This window comes from Pseudoalteromonas sp. 1_2015MBL_MicDiv, from assembly GCF_002407505.1.
Classification (GTDB): domain Bacteria; phylum Pseudomonadota; class Gammaproteobacteria; order Enterobacterales; family Alteromonadaceae; genus Pseudoalteromonas; species Pseudoalteromonas fuliginea.
Window position 1 is genome coordinate 76,683 of the sequence record NZ_CP012738.1, and the last position, 19,624, is coordinate 96,306.

A 19,624-nucleotide genomic window follows, 5' to 3' on the forward strand; every position below is an offset into this window, starting at 1 on the left:
ATGGAGCAGATTAACAAAGGGATGCCAGCAGGTACAGCATGCCTGTATCAATCCTTTGCTGAACAAGCCGTTATGCACCCTAATCGCATCGCCGTTAGTGATGAACATAGCTCCTTGACATATAAAGCGCTTAAACAAAAAGCTGATTTGGCATCACATCGACTTTATGCAAGTGGTGTTCGTACAGGAAACTGCGTGGCTTTAATACTGCCTAGAAACTGTGAGCAAATTATTCACGTGTTAGCAATATTGCAACTTGGAGCGTGCTATGTGCCGATTGATCCCGACTACCCTAAAGAAAGGATCGATTGGATAATTGCTTGTAGTCAGCCTAGCGCAATTGTTACTCAGCGAGAGTTGAGTAAGACACTTTGGGGTAACGATTCACTTACTAAAGCTATGAGTCATTTGTTGTTTGTCGAGGACCAATTTAACTTTGTTCCAGATGAGCACGAGAAACCAGTTTACAGAGCCGCAGGTGCTTTCGCTTATATTATTTTTACTTCAGGGTCGACGGGAAACCCTAAGGGAGTTGTTGTAGGGCATCAGCAAGTTCTGGCCTTAATTAATGCGGCAATGCCTTTATTAGATGCAACACATACTGATGTTTGGGCTTTGTTTCATTCACTGGCTTTTGATTTTTCGGTGTGGGAAGTGTGGGGAGCTTTGACCACAGGAGCCAAGCTAACGATTATTCCAAAAAGTGTAATTTGGTCACCAGACGCCTTAGTGCAATATTTGAGAGCAGAAAAGGTCACTATTCTTAATCAAACGCCTTCAGCATTTTATGCCTTAATTGACGCAGAAAGTAAGGCTCTAAAAATGAGTGAGCAACCACTATGCTTGCGCAAAGTAGTCTTTGGTGGTGAAGCACTTAATTTGGATAAAGTAAAAAAATGGTGGCAGCTTTACCCTTGCGAAACATTGCAATTGATAAACATGTACGGGATCACAGAGACAACGGTGCACGTAACATGGCTAACACTAAGTGATTCACTTTGTGGCACTGAAAATAGTCCAATAGGTGAAGGACTATCTAGTTTGGAGGTGCTTTTACTTGATGAGAATTTAGAAAAAGTGGCTGATGGTGAAATTGGTGAAATTTATGTAGCAGGAGATCAAGTGGCATTCGGTTACATCAATCGCCCTGATCTAACCGCGATGCGATTTGTTGCCAGTCCTTTTCACACTGGGAAGCGGATGTATCGTTCGGGTGACTTAGCGAAGCGAATTGATGGTCAACTCTTTTATTTTGGTCGCGCAGACAGGCAATTAAAAGTAAGGGGATTTCGTATTGAGCCGAGTGAAATAGAAGTTGTTTTAGAATCTCATGCAAAGATACAAAGAGCAGCCGTGATAGCAAAACCATGCCTCGACAGTGGTTTATCAGATGGCTTAATTGCTATTTTAATCGCGACAGAGGAATCATTTACCGCACAACCAATAGCAACATTGAGAAATTATCTATCTCAGCTTCTCCCTGTTCACTATTTACCTTCAGACTTTCTATTTGTTAAAAAATTCCCGCTAACAGTAAATGGAAAACTGGATGAAAAAGCGTTACTTGTGCAGTGGCAAGCAAATCAAAAAAGTACTTCTTCTTTGCATCAACAGCGGCTAGAGCTGCTGCGTTTGAAGCAACAAGACATCCTCGCCAAGTCAACAACATGATTTGGTAAAGACAAACATTAAGAATGGAAACTACCCAAATGAATAAAAATAGTAATTCAGCCTCGCTATTAGAAGATGTACTTGCTGTCGTTAGTAATACGTTAAATTTACAGCCTGGAGCTATATCAGCAGAATGTAACCTAATTGAAGCAGGACTTGATTCGATCACATTAATGAACTTAGTGTCAACTTGGCGAGCGGCTGGTTATGATATTAACTTTGCAGATTTAGCTAAAAAACCATTCGTGGGGGCATGGGTTGAGTATCTTAGGGTATCGGCTGCCAGCCTCGCTGATAATACACAAAACACTATCTTTGGGGTCCCAAAAATAAAAATCGGGAAACTTCCTCATGCGCCTTTTTCACTTGCGCCTATGCAGTATGCCTATTGGTTAGGACGTGATGTTAATCAACCGCTTGGGGGGTATCAGCGCATCTGTATTGTGAATTTGAGTTGTCGGCAATCAATGATAAGTCACAGCCATTAGATTTAGCCCGTTTGACGCTAGCAATAGAGAAACTTGTTCAACGTCATAGCTCGTTGCGTTTACAGGTATGTTCCAGCGGACAGCAAATACATAATCCAAGTAATAATACAGTGCATGTCATCTTTAATGATTTACGAGATAAATCTATTGATGTTGCGCAGCAGTTACTAGAGCAGTATCGCTCGACCTATTCATCACAAATGTTAGATATTGAGTCAGGAGAAGTATTTGCGGTCGCTTTAAGCTTATTAGAAAATGGTAGCAGTCGCCTGCATTTAGACATTGATATGATAGCTGCAGACGCCGTTAGTTATCGCACGCTACTGCGTGATCTTGCACTGTTATACGATGACCCCGATGTAGAACTTGCTGATTTAGCAATGAGTTATAAAGATTGCCGAATGGCCATTGAGCATAATTGGGAGTCAATAAAAGAAAGCTCAGGAATGTGGTGGCAAACACAGCTAGCTTCTTTACCCAATGGCCCATTACTACCTTTAAAAGCAGCTTCATCGCAGCACCCTATTACAACACGACGCCATTTTAATATTGATCCGCAGCGTAAAGCACAATTATATGCGCAATGTCGTCAGTACGGATTAACCCCATCAGTGGTGTTAGCAACCGTGCTGGCAGAAACCCTGGCTGGATGGAGCAAAGATCCGCGTTTTATTCTTAATGTTCCTTTATTTCAACGTCCACTCGCAGGCCCTAATATTAAAGAGGTGGTAGGCGACTTTAGTAGTTCAATACTCCTCGATGTTGATACTGGCCCGACTGCAACTTTTGTGACACGAGCGCGTGATGTTCAATCTAGTATGCACGAGGGAGCAGCGCGCGCAGACTACGGTGGAGTTCATGTTTTAAGAGATTTAGGGCGTGCACGTGGGCAGCAAGTAACAGCGCCTGTTGTATTTACAAGCGCATTGAATTTAGGTGAGTTATTTGATGCAAATGTGCGCCGAGTATTTGGGGATCCTATTTGGATTATTTCTCAAGGGCCACAGGTATTACTTGATGCGCAAGTAACTGAACTTGATGGTGGTATTTTAATTAACTGGGATTGTCGAGAAGATGCTTTTGTTGATGGTGTGCTCGATGCAATGTTTAATTTTTTCAGTAATACCGTGGTGAACCTCGTCACTGAGCCGGATTATTGGGATACGCATATTGGTGATACGTTACCCAAAAATAGAGCCGTTGCTGAGACTCAAGAGCCAGTAATTACTAAAAATTTGGAACATGATGAAACCTCGTTAAGTATGCCAATAGTTCGTGTGGTAGCTTCTATTTGGCATGAAGTGATCGGGGGGATGGTAGTAATATTCATCAAAACTTATTTGCTGCGGGTGGGGATTCTGTTTTAGCAAGTTCGTTAATCGCGCAAATTAGGGAAATCTTCGGATCCAATTCGATAGACATGAAAAGCTTATTTAGTTCACCTTCTATTGCAGGCATTGCCGCTTCAATTACTGACTCGAGCGATGCTGAAGAAGTATTACAAATTGCTCAAGTGTATTGTGAAATCTTAGATTTAGATGATGACGCACTCAGTGCTGAATTGGAAATGGAGGGGTCACTGTGACTGAGTTTGTGCCTACCGAAGCCGGGTTATATGCTTGGCCAGAAGAAATAAGCAGAAAGTACAAAGAGCAGGGGGTGTGGAAAAATGAAAACTTTGCAAATTGGTTAACTGCAAAACTTAAGCAATATGCTGATGTTATCTTGCTCAGCGGCCCCGACCTTCAATCTGGTGAATGGCAACAGATGACAGGCCAAGAAATAAGCGCTGTCGTGAATAATATAGTAGAGCATTGCCACAGTATTGGTCTTGGACGAGGTGATAAAGTGGTGATGCAAATGGGTAATAATAATGCATTTGTATTAACCTTTTTCGCTTTACTCCAGCTTGGCGTTATTCCTGTCATGGCGTTACCTGGACATGGACAACGTGAAATTTTGCATTTTGTGAAATTAACACAAGCACGTGCTTGGTTTGTTAGTGAACAATCGATTAGCTTCGATTGTCATGCATTTGCCAATGAGCTACTTGATACAGTCCCAACACTTAAACATGTTGTTGTGGATGGCCTAGATTTAAAACCGCATCAGTCAATATTATCTTTACTAGGATTTACTAAGGCAACTGAAGCTCAAATGACAGCACTTGAGTTTCCTGGTCTCGCAGCGGATCCTGCTGAAATGGCTTTATTATTATGCTCAGGCGGTACAACAGGAATACCGAAGTTAATTCCAAGAACACATAGAGATTACCTCTACAATATAAAAGCCAGTGCTAAGCTGTGTGAATTGAGTTCACAAGACCGCTATCTTGTAGCATTACCAGCGGCGCATAATTTTCCATTAGCTTGCCCAGGTATTTTAGGTGCGATTGAAGTGGGGGCTGGTGTCGTTATGTGTCCAGTGCCGAGTCCTGAAATTGCATTTGAGTATATTGAAAAAGCAGGGGTTACGGTGACAGCGTTAGTGCCGACTTTAGTGAAAACTTGGCTTAATTATGCTGCATTAGTAACACCTCCAGCGGCATGTCTTGATTTATTACAAGTTGGCGGTGCTAAACTTGATGAAGCTACAGCTCGCAGAATCGGTAATGAACTTAATTGTAATTTACAACAAGTGTTTGGCATGGCTGAAGGACTTCTTAATTTCACTCGTAATTCAGATCCTAGTGTTTTAAAACTCAAGACTCAAGGACGTCCATTATCTGATTTGGATGAAGTTAGGGTGGTGGACGAACAAGGCCAGGATGTTGCCAAGGGAAAGTGTGGCGAGCTGTTGACCAGAGGTCCATATACAATCCGTGGTTATTATAAAGACGAGCAGGCCAATCAAAAATCATTTACTACTGAAGGTTATTACCGTACTGGGGATCAAGTAAGGCGGCTAAGCAGTGGTCACCTTATTGTTGAAGGCCGAATCCAAGAGGTTCTTCGCCGAGGTGGAGAAACTATTTCTGTTGAAACATTAGAAGCTCATTTAGCTTGTCATCATGGCATAAAAGATGTTGCTGTTGTGGGACTACCTTGCGAACAACTCGGTGAGCGAACATGCGCAGTTATTGTTTCGCAAGACCCAAATTCGCCTAACTTAGCACTCAAAGACGTAAGGCAATACTTAGCGGCACAAGGTGTTGCACGCTATATGTTGCCAGATACAGTGGCGTACGTTGAACATATCCCATTAACCGTTATAGGTAAAATTGCTCGTAAAAAATTATCTGCACAAATTCACCTTGAGCTTAATAAGCAACATCAAGCAATACAAACAGTGTGAATTAAATTAATGATGCGCAATCACCACCAGAGGATGTACCGCAATGGCTGGCTGCTGAATATAAGCAAGCTAATGATGTTGATTGTGGCTAATAGTGGATTGGTAGTGCGTTTAAAGTATTAGTTATTACTGGGAGTTTGTTGTTTAACTTGTTGATGAAACAAACTCCCTCAATACCCTTTATTTAATTATGAGGTGAGCCTTATCATCGATGAACAATTTACTTTAACGGCTGAGTTAAAGAGCGAATACCAAAGTCGAGTAATTGAGTATGCACGTGAATTACTGCAATTTGAATCGGTAACACCTGATGACGCAGGTTGCCAAGCATGGATTGCAAAAAAATTATCAATGCTGGGAGCAAAAATCGATACATTTGAAAGTCATGGGGTGAGTAACCTAATTGCTGTTATATCTAATGGTGATGGACCCGATTTAGGTTTTTGTGGGCACACGGATGTTGTGCCCGCAGGTAATCTTAATAAATGGCAAGCCCCACCTTTTGCAGGTAAAATTAAAAATGATTACCTGATCGGTCGAGGTATCGCAGATATGAAAGGCGGTATTGCCGCAGCCTTAGTTGCAGCTGAGATGCTAGTACTCGAAGGGAGCTTTGTTGGGCGACTATGGTTTTTAATTACCAGCGATGAAGAGGGCGATGCTTTATTCGGCTCATGTGAAATTGTAAAACACTTTAAAGATGCAAAACAGGACTTGGATTATTGTATTGTTGGAGAACCGACATCAATAAAGCAGTGCGGTGACATGCTAAAAATTGGACGCAGAGGGGCGTTGAGTTTTGCCATTCAAGTTAATGGAAAAAGTGCGCACGTTGCTTATCCGACTCAAGGCATTAATGCTATCCATCATGCCTGTAGCATTGTAAAAGATTTAATGAAATTTGATTGGGATAATAGAGATAGCAATCAGCTTGGTACAACAATGCAAGTCACTCATATCGACTCAGGCCTGTGCAGCGATAATGTCATACCTGACGCTGTAATAATTAATTTAAATATTCGTTATACCACGGCTTACAGTGAAGATGATCTAATTCATTTAGTCACTCATATTGTAACGCGAACTACTAATGATTTCTCACTAACAACATCGCATGCTTGCAACCCTTATTACTCTGCAGAGAATAGTAAAAATAAACTTTCGCTAATAAAAGAGTGTAAAACAGCCATTAATCAATGTACTGGTTTGCTTCCTCAAACCTCAACTGCAGGAGGGACTTCTGATGGCCGTTTTTTTAGCGATATTTGTCCGCAAGTAGTTGAACTTGGTTTAACTAACGGCACTATCCATCAAGAAAATGAACGAGTTCATATTAGCGAGCTTGGAAATTTAACAAATATCTATTTTACGGTGTTTAAAAAGTTACTAAGTAACCTGAACACGGGTTAAGAGATTTACTAACATATTGAATCATGGTGATATTTAAATTTATTTTCTCTAGCCAGAGATTTTCAGTGAAAACAAGGCGAATTTACGCGTCAATAGCTGGCCTATTGCAAGTAAATTCAACGCAGTTAGCGCTGAAAATAGCTGCTCGAGATAGATTTATTATCCAGAGTTCAGGTTAAATAAATAGGGGAAAAATAAGCTTTAATTTACTTCTCGATGTTGAATTTGCAGCCGAGTGTTTGATTTTTAGGCAAGGTAGCGCCTATGTAGTGTGGTTATTTACCATAAGTAGGCGATGACAAACATGGATGACACTCGCTGCTATTTAGGTTTGACTCGGTGATGAAACCCTTTTGTCATCCACTATTTTAATTATTCTCACAAGGATACAGCTATTAGAGTAACGCGGGCCGTTATGGGGCGACTTGGTTACACATTTTACGCCGTGATTAAATGGCCTTTAAATTGAAATAATTTAACTCTGAAAAGCTAACATACCTTATTACCTAAGAGGCTAAACTAAATTTTATAGGTCATTAAAACAATCATAATAAAAACTACAAGTTGCAAATGAAAACTGTTAGTATTTTTGTTTTCAAATTAAATTTAACATCAATGAAACCCTTATCTATTTTATTTATTATGTTTGTTACTTTACTTGCTAATAGCTATGTACATGCAAGTCCGCAGCCTCTTAATCCACAGCGAATAGTGGTTGCAGGGGGCTCAATAACAGAAGTTATTTACGCCCTTGGTGAACAACAACGCATTGTTGGCGTTGATAGCACCAGTGTTTATCCAGCCGCTGCAACTCAGAAGCCACAAATTGGCTATGTTCGCAAAATAAGCGTTGAAGGTGTGTTGTCATTAAATCCAGATCTTATCCTCGCTGAATCAGATGTTGGTCCTAAAAAAATGGTTGAGCAATTAAAGCTCACTGGCGCTAACTTGGTTATCTTGCATGAAAACGACAACTTTTGGCGTATTGAAAATAAAATAGAGCAAATAGCCAAACAATTAAATGTTGTGAGTAAGGGCAATATGCTCGCAGACTCTTTGCAAGCGGACCGCAAGGCCTTGTCATATATTTTAGAGCAAACTAGTACTAAACCTAAGGTTTTGGTTATCCGCAGTAGTCAACTTATGGTTGCAGGGGCAGAGACGACTGCTGATGAGTTGGTAACTATTGCCGGTGGAGTGAATATGATGGCTCAAACAATGGTTAACTGGCAGACGATTTCAAGCGAGGCTGCATTGGCACTAAATCCTGATGTGATTATTAGTATGGGAATTGGCGCCAATGATCAGCAACCAAGCGCTGAAATATTATCTGTTTTTAAATATTCAAATGCGATAAAAAATGGGCGTATTTACAATTTTGATGCGCTCTATTTGTTAAGTATGGGGCCTAGAACGCCTCAAGCGGCCGTAGAATTAGCGCATGCATTTTATCCTAAAACACGCTTGCCAGATGGCTATCAATATAGATTTTTAAAATTAGCTGAAAACAGCACAAAACAACAGGACGAGCGATAGTTATGCTGGCGTTAGGAAATAGGTTATTAGCGCAACAACGGATACGGGTTTTATCTATTCCTGTTTTGTTTATTATTTGTATATTGGTGTTTTTTATTGCCCTAAGTCAGGGAGGGGTTGTGATAACGCTGCGCGAGACGATGCTTATGCTAACCCAGCCGGTAGATGATCAGCTTAAACACGCTATAATTTGGCAGATCCGCCTTCCTCGTATTCTACTTTCGATGGTTGTTGGAGCTGGTTTAGCAACCAGCGGTGCTGCAATGCAAGCTTTATTTAGAAATCCATTAGCAGATCCTGGCTTGATTGGCATTGCCAGTGGTGCAGCGTTAGGTGCAGTAGCAACTATTGTATTAGGAACAAGCTTGTTTGCTAATTTTAGCGACAACTTAGGCTACTATGCGGTGCCTGTAGGGGCATTTTTGAGTTGTATAGCGGTATGCATGTTTATCTATCGGTTGGGCGCGCAAAATGGGCGTTTTACTATCGTTAGTCTACTACTGGCAGGGATTGCCGTAAATGCGATTGTAAACGCTATTATCGGTATCTTAACACTGGTAAGTAATGAGCAACAATTGCGTGATTTAACATTTTGGAGTATGGGCTCTTTGGCGGGGAATCACCTTGCGATGATAATGCCAACACTCGGTATTATTATTGGTTGTTGTATTGGTTTATTACGTTTATCTAAACCTCTTAACGTGTATTTATTAGGAGAGGCTCAAGCGAAGCATGTCGGCATTAATGTGACTAAATTGAAAAAGCAGGTTTTTATATATACGGCACTTTGCACTGCCGCAGCCGTCGCAATTACGGGCGTTATTGGTTTTGTTGGCTTAATAGTGCCGCATATTATGCGCTTAATATTAGGCCCAGATCACCGTTATTTATTACCAGCTTGTATGTTAGGGGGAGCATTAATGCTTAGCCTTGCTGATTTATTTGCCCGTACCATAATGCTACCAGCAGAAGTGCCCATTGGTCTAATAACCAGTGCTATTGGCGGTCCATTCTTTTTGATTATGCTGCTAAAAACTTACCAAGGAGCAAAGTGAACTATGTTAATTGGCAATCAACTTAGCGTAAAAATTAAACATAAAACGTTGCTGGATAATATTGATTTTTATGTAAAACCACATGAAATTGTAGTTATCATTGGTCCCAATGGCGCAGGTAAATCATCATTAATGAAAGCATTATCAGGAGATTTTCCGTTAAGTGGCGGAACGATAAATATTAATCAACGAGAGTTAAATGAGTATAGTTTGCTAGAGCTTGCTAAATTAAGGGCGGTATTAACCCAGAGCTACGAGTTAGATTTTCCTTTCACCGTTAATGAAGTTGTTGATATGGCGCATTTTAGTCATCAAGAACAGTGTACGCAGGCTACTTTGAAACAGTGCTCTAATGATGCAATGAAAGCAGTAGGGATTACTCACCTAGCACAGCAATGCTTTACTCAGCTTTCTGGTGGTGAAAAGCAACGTACTCAATTAGCGCGTGTATTGTGCCAATTACAGCCAAGTTTAACTCAGCAAAAAAATGCTTATTTATTAATTGATGAGCCAACTGCTAGCTTAGATTTATATCATCAATATGAAGTTATGAACCAAGCCGTTACAACGGCAAAACAAGGCGCGGGAGTTGTTGCTGTTCTTCATGATTTATCACTTGCTGCGAGCTTTGCAGATCGAATTTACATGCTTGATAAAGGAAAAGTTGTTGCTCATGGCTCGCCTGAAGAAGTACTAACACAGCGCCATTTAAGTAATGTTTATAATATTAATGCAAAGCTGCAAACAGATATTGAAGATGTACTTCCCCACATTATGGTGGCGGAAAAAACACTCACAAATATATGATTTTAAGTTGTATCGATTACATATTATTGAGTGTTTTTATAAAGGGGTAACTAGGGCCTGTTTATCTTTCGAGGTTAAATTTGCAGCAGTATGTTTGGTATTTAGGCAAGGCTGAGCCTATGTAGTGTGGTCACTGCCCATAAATAGGCGATAATGCAGTATAAAGACCAAACATGCGCTTCCCTTTGAGGGACGATTAACTCTTTGTTGCCTTGTTATCGACACGATTTTCTTACCTAAAAATAGATCACTTAATTAAGCTAATTGGTATTACCGCAATGAGAGTGGACAAGTGTAGCTACATCTTGTAATTCAATATTTTCAGGTATCGCTATCTCTTTGGCTGATGCCTGTAGCCATGTTTTAGCATCATCAAGTGATTTAAATACGGCTCCAGGTATACCAAAGGCTTTTTGAACGCTCATATTCTGCAATTTTTGATATTGCTCATCAGGAACAACGATAAGCATCGCTTGAACAAGTTGTTGCATTTTCTCTGCCGCACCATTTTTAAGCCATTCTTGTGTTGCAGGACCCGCCCCTTTAGGGTGTTGTAAGGATGCTTCATCTGTATAAACACGCACTACAATAAATGCTTCAGCTCTATCAAACCAACGATCCCATGATATTAAAGAGTCTAAGTGCATTGCTAGCGTGCACTCCCCCTTTGCTACTGTTACAGCTAATGGCCAGAGGCTGCTATCGTATTTAATTGTTGTCATACTTAATAACCTTTGTTATTGATTTTATAGATTTTCCACAGCAAATAATTTAGCTTTGCCGTGGAAAAATCTGATTGATTAGAATGTATACTGTATGCCCGCACTAATCGTTCTTGGTTGGGTCAATACTGCTGTATCAAAGTTAGTATCAGGTTCATTGCTATCAGCAGGTGCTGTACCTGGATACAATGCAACAGGAGCATCTTCATCAAAAATATTACGTACTGAAAGATACACTTTAGCTTGCTCAGAGATAACGTAGTTCAAACTTGTATCAAAGGTCGCAAAAGCGTCTGTTTTACCGCCTTCATCGTTTGAAATACTGGTATACCAGCCATCAGTGTACTGGCCACTAACGTTAACAACCCAATTATTTGATTGCCATGTGGTCCCTAATTTCATAGAAGCAGAAGGAACCGTAAGTAATGAGTTTCCTTCTAGGCCTGAGTTTGGATAATCAGTGATCTCTGAATCTAACAGTGCAAAACCACCATAAAGATTGAACTGATCATTAATCTGCCAATCGGCATTAAATTCAAAACCAATAGTAGTTACTTCGTCTGCATTTCTAACTACATAAGCTTCATCACGTGAGTTTTCAGGTGTTAAATCAAAAGGTAGTTGCATGTCTGTATATTGCGAATAAAACAGGTTTTGAGATGTGCTTATACTGTTATTAGCCCATTGCTGACGACCATAGATTTCTAAAGAGTTTACGTACTCTTCATCATATTCATAGTTAACAATTGGTGCGCCAAAGGAAATGCCGCCGCCGCCTGCATTATACCCGCGAGATAATTGTAAACCGACAATATGCGTATCACTTACTTGGTAGCTGAGCCCAAGCTTAGGTAATAAGGCACTGTAGTCGTTATCGGATTCTATTTTTGCAATCGCTCTATCAGGATCACCGCCTTCACGTTTGCGGTTTTCTTTTTCGTAGCGTAAACCTGCCGTTAGCTCAAATTTGTCACTAAATGGGAGGGCACCCTCAGAGTAGATTGCAAAATTATCTGAATCATCAGTAAAGCTTTGTTTTACAATGAATTGGATCCAATCATCTTGTTTTGAAGTGTAGTAGCGACTACCAATAACCCATTGTTCGCCGTTATCACCTTGATAGCGTAAACGAGGTTCTATCACAAACTCTTTGTTATCAATATTCGCTTTAGAACCATCTGGCGTAGATTTACGTTCAAAATTAAAGTCTGTTGCTGAAGCCGTTACTTCTAACTGTAGTTGTTGAGTTAATGATGCGCTGTATTCAATGCCTAAGCTTTTAGTATGCGTAACATGAACGGGTTGTTGCGGAAAGTTAGAACGACGCTGATCAAATGGGTAATCAATGATTTCACTATTTGGACCACTGTATTTGTTATCGGTTAGTGTGACAACAACGCGTGTACCGTATTTGTCATCGCCCTCATAAAGTAATTTCCCTCTAATTGCACGGCCTTCCATGTCAGCTGGGTCTTTAACACCAGGGTAAGATTCATAATCAACAGATGAACTACGTTCAAATTGATCTGCTGCAATTCGTAAGGAAAACTGCTCCGAAAGAGGTTGATTATAAATAGCTGAAAGTCGTTTTTGGTCTAAATTCCCGCCTTCAGCACGAATTGTGAACTCTTGTTCAAACGTCGGATCTTGTGTTTCTACCCGTATTGTACCTGCTATTGCATTACGCCCAGCTAAAGTACTTTGTGGCCCTCTGAGAACTTCAATTTGTTCTAGATCCCAAATACCTAAATCGCCAAAAACTATTTCGTTATAAGTCGCTGAACGACCATCAATTTGCCAGTTTAAGCGTGCTCTGCTGCCTGCAAAAAATGCATTCGCGTTTTCTGCGGCTCCAGTACCATCAATACCCCTTACTGTTGGAGCTTTACCAGTACCAGTGACCATTGTGATGTTTGGAATTTCGCTTAATACGTCTCTTACTGTTCTTAATTCGGGGCGGCTTTCAAGTTCTTTACTATCGAAAACAACAACGCTATTACCACTTTGTAGTAGACTTCTTGATAATAACTCTCCAGTAACTTCAATCACGGTCATTTGATCCACTGTGTCATTGTTATCAGAATTAGCTAAAGCTGTAGTAGATGTAAGTGCTGCGAGGGGGATTAAAACATCCTTAAATTTCACAGGTATTCCTTTTTGTAAATGTAAATGATAATTGTTTTCAATACTACATTTGGTTGTATTAAAATACAACACTAAAGTTAATTAATGTTGTATTTTTAACTTAATTGTTAATCAGTAAAGAGGTGGTTTGGCTGTTATTTCAATCTAGGGGCGATTTAATCGCGGCGTGAGGTTTGTAACCTAGTGGGCTTGGTAACGGCTCCTGCGTTACCCTACTGGCAGCGCATGTTTGGCATTTATTCAACGTTATCGACTATATTATGGGGAATAACCACACTGCATAAGCTCAGCCTTGCCTAAATACCAAGCATACGGCTGAAAATTTAACCTCGAAAGATAAACAGGTCCCAGACAAATTTTTTATCTAGCTGTTTCAAATAAAAATTTTAACGACGTATAGTGCAATTTAATTCGTTAAATTGCTCAAAGATTTATGCAGGTTGGTATAACTAGGAATTTTTGAATTCGCACTCTGTGAGCACTATATTTTTGTCACATTGGTAAAATACGGTTAAGTAAGTGTCTTTAGGCACTTGCGGTGAAAGTGCTTGGGTTATTTTAAATTGCAGTTGTTGTTCATTAAAGGCAATGAGCGTAGCCGCTTCAAAGCCAAAAAATTGTTTCACACTTGCGTACAAAGCTTTAAAAATACTTTCTTTTGCTGAGAAGATAATGGTTAACGGGTGTGATACCTGCTCTGCGAACAATCTAAACTGAGGATAGTCATTAGGGTGTAAAATTTGTTCTTGTAGCTCTCGCTCTTGTTTTGCGCTCATTAGCTGTTCGATATCAATACCAATGCCAGCGATATCTGTGCGCTGAGAGGCCATTGCCATTGCAATCCCTTGAGTGTGGGTAATACTACCGATAACTTTATCAGGCCATATCGGCGCGCGATCATTGCCAGAAAGAATATCAAAAGAGAAAATACCGAGTGCGTTTAGTACTTTTTTCGCACAAAATCGGCCAGCCAAATACTCGGCCTTTCGTTTTGTGACTGCTTTTTGAAGTTGCAGCGGTGAAAAAATCTGATAACTCGAAAAGTCACTATCAATAAAGTGGTTACTATCAAATTTACAACAAAAAGTGCTGTGGCTAAGGTAGGGTGTAAACTGAGTATAAGGGGAAAGTTCCATATGCTATTTGCATTTTTCCTAAAATTAAGAGTAGCGCTTTAATGGTACGTTAAAAATATAATAAATAAAGTAAAGTTTATGACCTGTGTTGAGCTTAAGCTCATTGCGTAATGTACAATATGCATGATTAATTAACCTGAACTCTGGATAATAAATCTATATCGAGTAGCTATTGACGCGTAAATTCGCCTTGTTTTCACTGAGAATCTCTGGCTAGAGAAAATAAAGTTAAATATCACCATGATTCAATACGTAGTAAATCTCTTAACCAGAGTTCAGGTTACTTAGTTTTTGAGTGTTTAACGAGTTTGGCACAGAGCTTTGATCTCCTGAATAAGGGCAATGCTTGCTTCGTTATCGCTATGCACACATAAACTATCAGCATGTAAAGGTAATACCTTTCCCGATTGAGTTGTTACACAGCCTGTAGTTAACAGTTGTTTTACTTGCGCAATCAGTGCCGATTTATTATGCACGCTACCAGGAATATTTCGCGACACTAACAGTCCTGCATCGGTATATTGACGGTCCGCGAAGGCTTCTAAAATTAATGTTAATTGGTATGTTTTGGCAAGTTGCTGATGGCTATGTGCTTTAGCCGTTGCAAGTAGCATGAGCTTTAATGGGGTTGGGTAGATGGCAATGGCATGCATGACAGTGTTTAATATTGTTTCATCAGCCATCATGTCGTTATAAAGCGCACCATGTGGCTTTACGTAGCTAAGTGTTAATCCCTGCACTTTTGCCATACCTTCAACCGCTGCAATTTGATAATGTAGGCAGTTTATTAGCTCGCTTGCACTAAGATTCATTGAGCGCCTACCAAAACCTTGCAGATCTGGGTAGCTCGGGTGAGCGCCAATTTGTACGTTATATTGTTTTGCAAGAGTGAGCGTGCTTGCCATTACATCGGCATCGCCGGCATGAAAACCACAGGCAATGTTAGCCATATCAATATGTGGCATTACGCTGCTATCAAGGCCCATTTTCCATGCGCCAAAGCTTTCGCCTAAATCACAGTTAAGTTTCATATTAGTGCGCCTTTTGCTGCTTTATAGTGACAGGTAATACACCATTGGCGGGTGACTGCCCAAGTAGTACTTTTGCAAGCGCGGTAAAAGCAGGGCCAGATACAACATCGTTTTTATCGACATCAATATTATATGCGTAGGATGCAAGTACAGCTTGTGCGTAGTTGCCAAATTCAGCAATATCGTAAGGGGCTCTTAAGCTTATAAATACGGTATTTTTATTATTGGCTTTAGCAAAACTGAGTAATGATTTAAGTGCTTTTGGCTGCTGTGCATTATTGAGTGCAAAATTAGCGTCGTCTTTTAAATCATCCATGCCGCCAATTTCTACCGCACTTTGGTTTGGTGTCGCATTACCTGCAATTATTATATCGGCAGTGGTTATATCGATATGTGCTTGCTGCGGGTTAAAACCTTGCAGGCTGCTACAAGTATAGTTAAGCACTTGAGTGCTTATAGCTTCAATGGCTTGTTGCATTGCCATACACTTACGTGTGTCAGGCATAATAATATGAATATGCTGATCTGTTTTAAGGCTAAGCGGTAAAGTGTTTTTATTATTTTTAACTAGCGTTATAGCCTCCACAGCTAGTTGCGCTTCTATTTCACGATGTGCTGCACTGCCAATTGTTTGTTTTGCATTTATAAGTGCGCTGATAGGGTCCAAATGAGTGTTTAATCTAAACTTATTTTTAAGTGATATTATACGTTGCGCTGATTTAGCTATTTCTTGCTCATCAAGTTGCGCTGATTTAACCGCTGCGGCAAGTGATTTTATAAGTTCATCCAACGTTATTAAATCGTCTGGCGTTCTAATTTCAATTGGCATTAGTGCAATATCAACACCAGCTAAAAATGTATTAATTACCGCTTGAGTGGGTGTAAAAAAATGGCTAATACCAGCCATGTCAAGCGCATCAGTTATTACAACACCTTGGTAATTTAGTTCTCCTCGTAAAATGTCGGTTACTATTTTACGAGACATCGTTGCAGGTTTTATCATGGTTTTTCCATCAACGCTTACAAACGTTGTACTATCTAGCGCAGGATACTGAATATGCGCCGTCATGATCATACCGGGATTTTGCTTTGCAATAATGTATTTAAATGGTGCTAAATCTTGAGCGTAAATAACCTCTTTTTCATGACTTACCATAGGTAAACCAGTGTGACTATCGACGCTGGTATCGCCGTGCCCAGGATAGTGCTTTAACGACGTAATAACCCCATTGCTTTCAAATCCTGCAACTTGTTCAGCACCAAGCTTGGCAACTAAAACAGGGTCTTCTCCAAAAGAGCGTACGTTTATTACCGGATTATCTGGGTTCATATTTACATCGATAGTGGGCGCGTAGTTTACATTAATACCCAAAGAACTTAGCTCTTTAGCAATAACCGTTGCCGTTTTTGTAGCGAAGCTTGTTCCGTGTTTTTTATATGTTGCACCAATCGACATGTTGCCAGTAAATGAAGTAGCTAGATCACGCGGTAACCTAGCTACTCGTCCACCTTCTTGATCTATGGATATAAATAACGGTAGTTTACTACTCGATTTACTTGCTGCATTTTGCAGTTGAGCATTCAGTGTAATAGTTTGCTCTATTGATTGGGTATTTTCAGAAAATAAGATAACCCCCCCAATGTTATGCTTTGCAATTATGTGTGCAAGCTTGTCTGGTAATTGAGTTAATGGTGTTCTGCATTGTTTATTCGTACCTTGTTCGCAAAAATAGCGAAAATCAAGCATGAGCTTTTGACCAAGCTGTTGTTCAAGAGAAAGTACAGGTTGTGCGAACGAGGATTGTATTTGCATGAAGCACCCAGATAAAAAAACGATAGACGACACAATATACTTATTTAGCAAAATACACTCCAAAGCTAAATAAAATAGATGAGTGTATGTAGCTTATCTACTTTTTAGTGCAACTGCAAAACATGGTTTTTCTTTACTAAAGCCATTAACGTATTGTAACGAATAGATAAAATTTATATCGTTAAATTTAATGAAAATCAGTAATTACATATATTTTTCTGTCTTTTTAAACATTAGATTATAAGTTTTCAAGAGGGTATAATTGTAGGCTTTATATACAATAATAAGTGCAAGCTTTAACAGCCTTGTACTGTGGACGATATACATTTGCTGTACAAATTACTACCTGCACTTAATCTAAGGTTACTCATTCTGCTTTTAGCATTTTCTGCTTCGTTGAGCACTCTAGTAAGTAGTTTTCATTCTACTTATCAAGTGCAAAAAGAACAGTTAATGAATTACACACTAAAAAGTAACTATGCTTATGCAAATAAGTTGGCTTCGGCAACCGATAATTTTTTAGAAGCTGCAATGCAGCAACTTACTTATTCAGCAAAAATAATAGAGCAAGAAATAAATAATGAAAAATTATTGAAAGAAGAAGTAACCAGATTAAATTTACAAACAAATAGTTTTAATTCTGTTGTAATTAACAAGAACGGTATTATTGCAGCAACGTCTCCTGTTTTACCGCAAATAATGGAGCAAACAATTTCCTCTCCAGGCGCAATACAAGCATTGAAAGAAAAGCGCCCGCTCATTAGTAAACCTTACATGTCAGCCGCAGGTAATTTGATAATTTTTATTTCCCATCCGTTATTTGACAATACAGGGAACTATTTAGGCTATCTTGGTGGATCTCTTTATTTAAAAGAACGCAGCATTTTGAATGATTTACTGGATCATCATTATTACGATGAAGGGACACATATATATGTGGTCGATTCTTATAAACGCATACTCTATCATCCGGATCATATTCGTATCGGCACCTATGTAAATAATAACGCAATTATAGATGATGTTATTAATGGAAAAGGGGGGATTGCGAATGTTAAAAGCAGCCAAAACATTGAGATGCTAGCAGGCTACGCCCCAGTAAAAAAAGCACATTGGGGAGTTATTGCGCAACGTCCAGTTAAAAATACCTTAGCCTCACTTGATACATTGATTATAGAAGTTATCAAACGTACGTTACCAATGGCGGTTATTACTTTTATACTTATAGGCTTTTTTGCTCATTTTATTTCTAGGCCGCTTAAACAACTCGCAAACAAAGTAAATACACTTGATAACCCGGCTAGTTTTGAAAATTTTGAGAATATAAAAGCATGGTATTTTGAAAGCCAGAGGTTAAAGCTTGCCATGTTAAAAGGTGTGAGTATTTTACAAACTCAAATAGGCCAATTACGCCATGATGCACAAACAGACCCACTTACAGGGGCGCATAACCGCAGAAGTTTAAACGGATTACTTAATCAACTTATGCTTAAGCAAATTCCATTTGCAATATTGGAAATTGATATCGATTTTTTCAAGCGTGTAAATGATACCTTTGGCCACCATAAAGGTGATGAAGCACTAAAAACACTCACCGATATTATAAAAAAACTATCCAGAAAGGATGATGTTGTAGCGCGTATTGGTGGTGAAGAGTTTGTACTCATATTACCAAATGAAGACAGCGAAAGTGCTTTTAAAATAGCTGAACGACTACGAACAACCGTTGCCTCAACAAGCATGGACGTTATTGGATTTATTACTATTTCTATAGGTATTGCAACCTGGCCTGAGCACAGTAACGATATAGACCAAGTGTACAAATATGCGGATAAAGCACTTTATTACGCTAAAGAGCACGGCCGAAACTGCTGTGTAATAGCTGACAAAAATTAACGACTTATAGAACCATCAGTATTTAAAATTGGGTTTCTATAGGTGAGTAATTTACGGATACTTCGACATTTTTTACATCAGAATAAGCACTTAATGATTTAGCAACGGCTTTAATATTATCGTCTTGAGTGACTAGTAACATATAGTTATGCGCAGTCGAGCGTATTAAATTAAAGTTGTTGGCTAAATCCTTTGGTACAAAATCAGATGCAAGCGTAAGAACAAGTGTTCCTGTAACGACCCCTTTTTGTTGCATCGTTTGGTTAAAAACAATATCCCCCTTTTTCAATACCTTTGAGTTAAAAATCAATTTATCGCCTGATGACATAATGCTATTTGCTTGCAGATGTCTTTTTTGGCTAACATCTTCTACTGCCGTTTTATTTTTTATGCTGACCTGTGTTGGAGTTTGAGGCTCAGACTGTTGTACGGCTGCAGCAGCTGGCTCTTTGCTGTTATTACAGGCAGTCAAAGTGCCTGAAGCAGTAAATATCAATGCAATTATTAAATACGGCGGTTTCATATTTTTACCTTTTTATTATACAAGATAGAGTTTTTTAGCTTTTTTTTTACACGACTTATTGCTACTGTCATTTGGTATTACATTTAAAATACATTTA

The 19,624-nt window shown here is 39.4% G+C and carries 16 protein-coding genes; 10 read left to right on the forward strand and 6 right to left on the reverse strand.

What is annotated here, in order from left to right; all coding sequences use genetic code 11:
* From AOR04_RS17915 to AOR04_RS17945, 9 genes are all read left to right on the forward strand, one after another.
* On the forward strand, nt 1-1,671 hold the full coding sequence (locus AOR04_RS17915; RefSeq protein WP_157770565.1) for an amino acid adenylation domain-containing protein: 1,671 nt from the start codon (nt 1-3) through the stop codon (nt 1,669-1,671).
* Between the two features lie 38 nt (nt 1,672-1,709).
* A complete protein-coding gene (locus AOR04_RS21915; protein WP_232525556.1) occupies nt 1,710-2,159 on the forward strand; it encodes a phosphopantetheine-binding protein in 450 nt (149 codons plus the stop codon).
* A complete protein-coding gene (locus tag AOR04_RS17920; RefSeq protein ID WP_232525557.1) occupies nt 2,126-3,526 on the forward strand; it encodes a condensation domain-containing protein in 1,401 nt (466 codons plus the stop codon). Before AOR04_RS21915 ends, AOR04_RS17920 begins: the two co-directional genes overlap by 34 nt.
* A 53-nt stretch (nt 3,527-3,579) precedes the next feature.
* Nucleotides 3,580-3,744 (forward strand): hypothetical protein, encoded by a 165-nt coding sequence (locus AOR04_RS21925; RefSeq protein ID WP_232525558.1) that lies wholly within the window; start codon nt 3,580-3,582, stop codon nt 3,742-3,744.
* Nucleotides 3,741-5,453 carry a (2,3-dihydroxybenzoyl)adenylate synthase gene (locus AOR04_RS17925; RefSeq protein ID WP_096794193.1) on the forward strand — a complete coding sequence of 571 codons (1,713 nt, stop codon included), beginning with the start codon at nt 3,741-3,743 and terminating at the stop codon, nt 5,451-5,453. The genes AOR04_RS21925 and AOR04_RS17925 overlap by 4 nt, the downstream gene beginning before the upstream one ends.
* A gap of 195 nt (nt 5,454-5,648) precedes the next feature.
* Nucleotides 5,649-6,863, forward strand: coding sequence for a succinyl-diaminopimelate desuccinylase (gene dapE, locus AOR04_RS17930; RefSeq protein ID WP_096794194.1), 1,215 nt, complete (start codon nt 5,649-5,651; stop codon nt 6,861-6,863).
* A 570-nt stretch (nt 6,864-7,433) separates the two neighbouring features.
* Complete coding sequence (locus AOR04_RS17935; RefSeq protein ID WP_096794195.1) at nt 7,434-8,399, forward strand: heme/hemin ABC transporter substrate-binding protein; 966 nt, start codon at nt 7,434-7,436, stop codon at nt 8,397-8,399.
* Nucleotides 8,400-8,401: 2 nt separating this feature from the next.
* Nucleotides 8,402-9,454: a FecCD family ABC transporter permease gene (locus AOR04_RS17940; RefSeq protein ID WP_198403036.1), complete on the forward strand. Its 1,053-nt coding sequence runs from the start codon at nt 8,402-8,404 to the stop codon at nt 9,452-9,454.
* 3 nt (nt 9,455-9,457) lie between these two features.
* Nucleotides 9,458-10,261 (forward strand): heme ABC transporter ATP-binding protein, encoded by an 804-nt coding sequence (locus AOR04_RS17945; RefSeq protein WP_096794196.1) that lies wholly within the window; start codon nt 9,458-9,460, stop codon nt 10,259-10,261.
* A 260-nt stretch (nt 10,262-10,521) separates the two neighbouring features.
* On the opposite strand, the gene AOR04_RS17950 is transcribed toward AOR04_RS17945, so the two are convergent.
* From AOR04_RS17950 to AOR04_RS17970, 5 genes are all read right to left on the reverse strand, one after another.
* Nucleotides 10,522-10,983: a hypothetical protein gene (locus tag AOR04_RS17950; protein ID WP_096794197.1), complete on the reverse strand. Its 462-nt coding sequence runs from the start codon at nt 10,981-10,983 to the stop codon at nt 10,522-10,524.
* 78 nt (nt 10,984-11,061) lie between these two features.
* The gene (locus tag AOR04_RS17955; protein WP_008139340.1) at nt 11,062-13,128 is read right to left on the reverse strand and encodes a TonB-dependent receptor; all 2,067 of its coding nucleotides are present in this window, start codon (nt 13,126-13,128) and stop codon (nt 11,062-11,064) included.
* Between the two features lie 449 nt (nt 13,129-13,577).
* Nucleotides 13,578-14,264 carry a 4'-phosphopantetheinyl transferase family protein gene (locus AOR04_RS17960; protein WP_007376658.1) on the reverse strand — a complete coding sequence of 229 codons (687 nt, stop codon included), beginning with the start codon at nt 14,262-14,264 and terminating at the stop codon, nt 13,578-13,580.
* A gap of 299 nt (nt 14,265-14,563) precedes the next feature.
* The gene (locus AOR04_RS17965; protein WP_007376657.1) at nt 14,564-15,295 is read right to left on the reverse strand and encodes a 5-oxoprolinase subunit PxpA; all 732 of its coding nucleotides are present in this window, start codon (nt 15,293-15,295) and stop codon (nt 14,564-14,566) included.
* A gap of 1 nt (nt 15,296) precedes the next feature.
* Nucleotides 15,297-17,108, reverse strand: a complete 1,812-nt coding sequence (locus AOR04_RS17970; protein WP_096794198.1) for a glycoside hydrolase family 3 protein — start codon at nt 17,106-17,108, stop codon at nt 15,297-15,299.
* Between the two features lie 453 nt (nt 17,109-17,561).
* Here AOR04_RS17970 and AOR04_RS17975 point away from each other — a divergent pair, with 453 nt between their 5' ends.
* Nucleotides 17,562-19,004, forward strand: coding sequence for a sensor domain-containing diguanylate cyclase (locus AOR04_RS17975; protein WP_096794199.1), 1,443 nt, complete (start codon nt 17,562-17,564; stop codon nt 19,002-19,004).
* Nucleotides 19,005-19,026: 22 nt separating this feature from the next.
* Here AOR04_RS17975 and AOR04_RS17980 read toward each other — a convergent pair whose 3' ends face one another.
* Nucleotides 19,027-19,527 (reverse strand): hypothetical protein, encoded by a 501-nt coding sequence (locus AOR04_RS17980; RefSeq protein WP_096794200.1) that lies wholly within the window; start codon nt 19,525-19,527, stop codon nt 19,027-19,029.
* Nucleotides 19,528-19,624 lie beyond the last annotated feature (97 nt).

Excerpts from the sequence above, each read along its gene's own strand:
- AOR04_RS17970 (WP_096794198.1), bottom strand. The coding sequence starts at position 17,108 with ATGCAAATACAATCCTCGTTCGCACAACCTGTACTTTCTCTTGAACAA.
- AOR04_RS17945 (WP_096794196.1), top strand. The coding sequence starts at position 9,458 with ATGTTAATTGGCAATCAACTTAGCGTAAAAATTAAACATAAAACGTTG.
- AOR04_RS17980 (WP_096794200.1), bottom strand. The coding sequence starts at position 19,527 with ATGAAACCGCCGTATTTAATAATTGCATTGATATTTACTGCTTCAGGC.
- AOR04_RS21915 (WP_232525556.1), top strand. The coding sequence starts at position 1,710 with ATGAATAAAAATAGTAATTCAGCCTCGCTATTAGAAGATGTACTTGCT.
- AOR04_RS17935 (WP_096794195.1), top strand. The coding sequence starts at position 7,434 with ATGAAAACTGTTAGTATTTTTGTTTTCAAATTAAATTTAACATCAATG.
- AOR04_RS17950 (WP_096794197.1), bottom strand. The coding sequence starts at position 10,983 with ATGACAACAATTAAATACGATAGCAGCCTCTGGCCATTAGCTGTAACA.
- AOR04_RS17960 (WP_007376658.1), bottom strand. The coding sequence starts at position 14,264 with ATGGAACTTTCCCCTTATACTCAGTTTACACCCTACCTTAGCCACAGC.
- AOR04_RS17975 (WP_096794199.1), top strand. The coding sequence starts at position 17,562 with ATGAATTACACACTAAAAAGTAACTATGCTTATGCAAATAAGTTGGCT.
- AOR04_RS17940 (WP_198403036.1), top strand. The coding sequence starts at position 8,402 with ATGCTGGCGTTAGGAAATAGGTTATTAGCGCAACAACGGATACGGGTT.
- AOR04_RS17915 (WP_157770565.1), top strand. The coding sequence starts at position 1 with ATGGAGCAGATTAACAAAGGGATGCCAGCAGGTACAGCATGCCTGTAT.
- AOR04_RS17965 (WP_007376657.1), bottom strand. The coding sequence starts at position 15,295 with ATGAAACTTAACTGTGATTTAGGCGAAAGCTTTGGCGCATGGAAAATG.
- AOR04_RS21925 (WP_232525558.1), top strand. The coding sequence starts at position 3,580 with ATGAAAAGCTTATTTAGTTCACCTTCTATTGCAGGCATTGCCGCTTCA.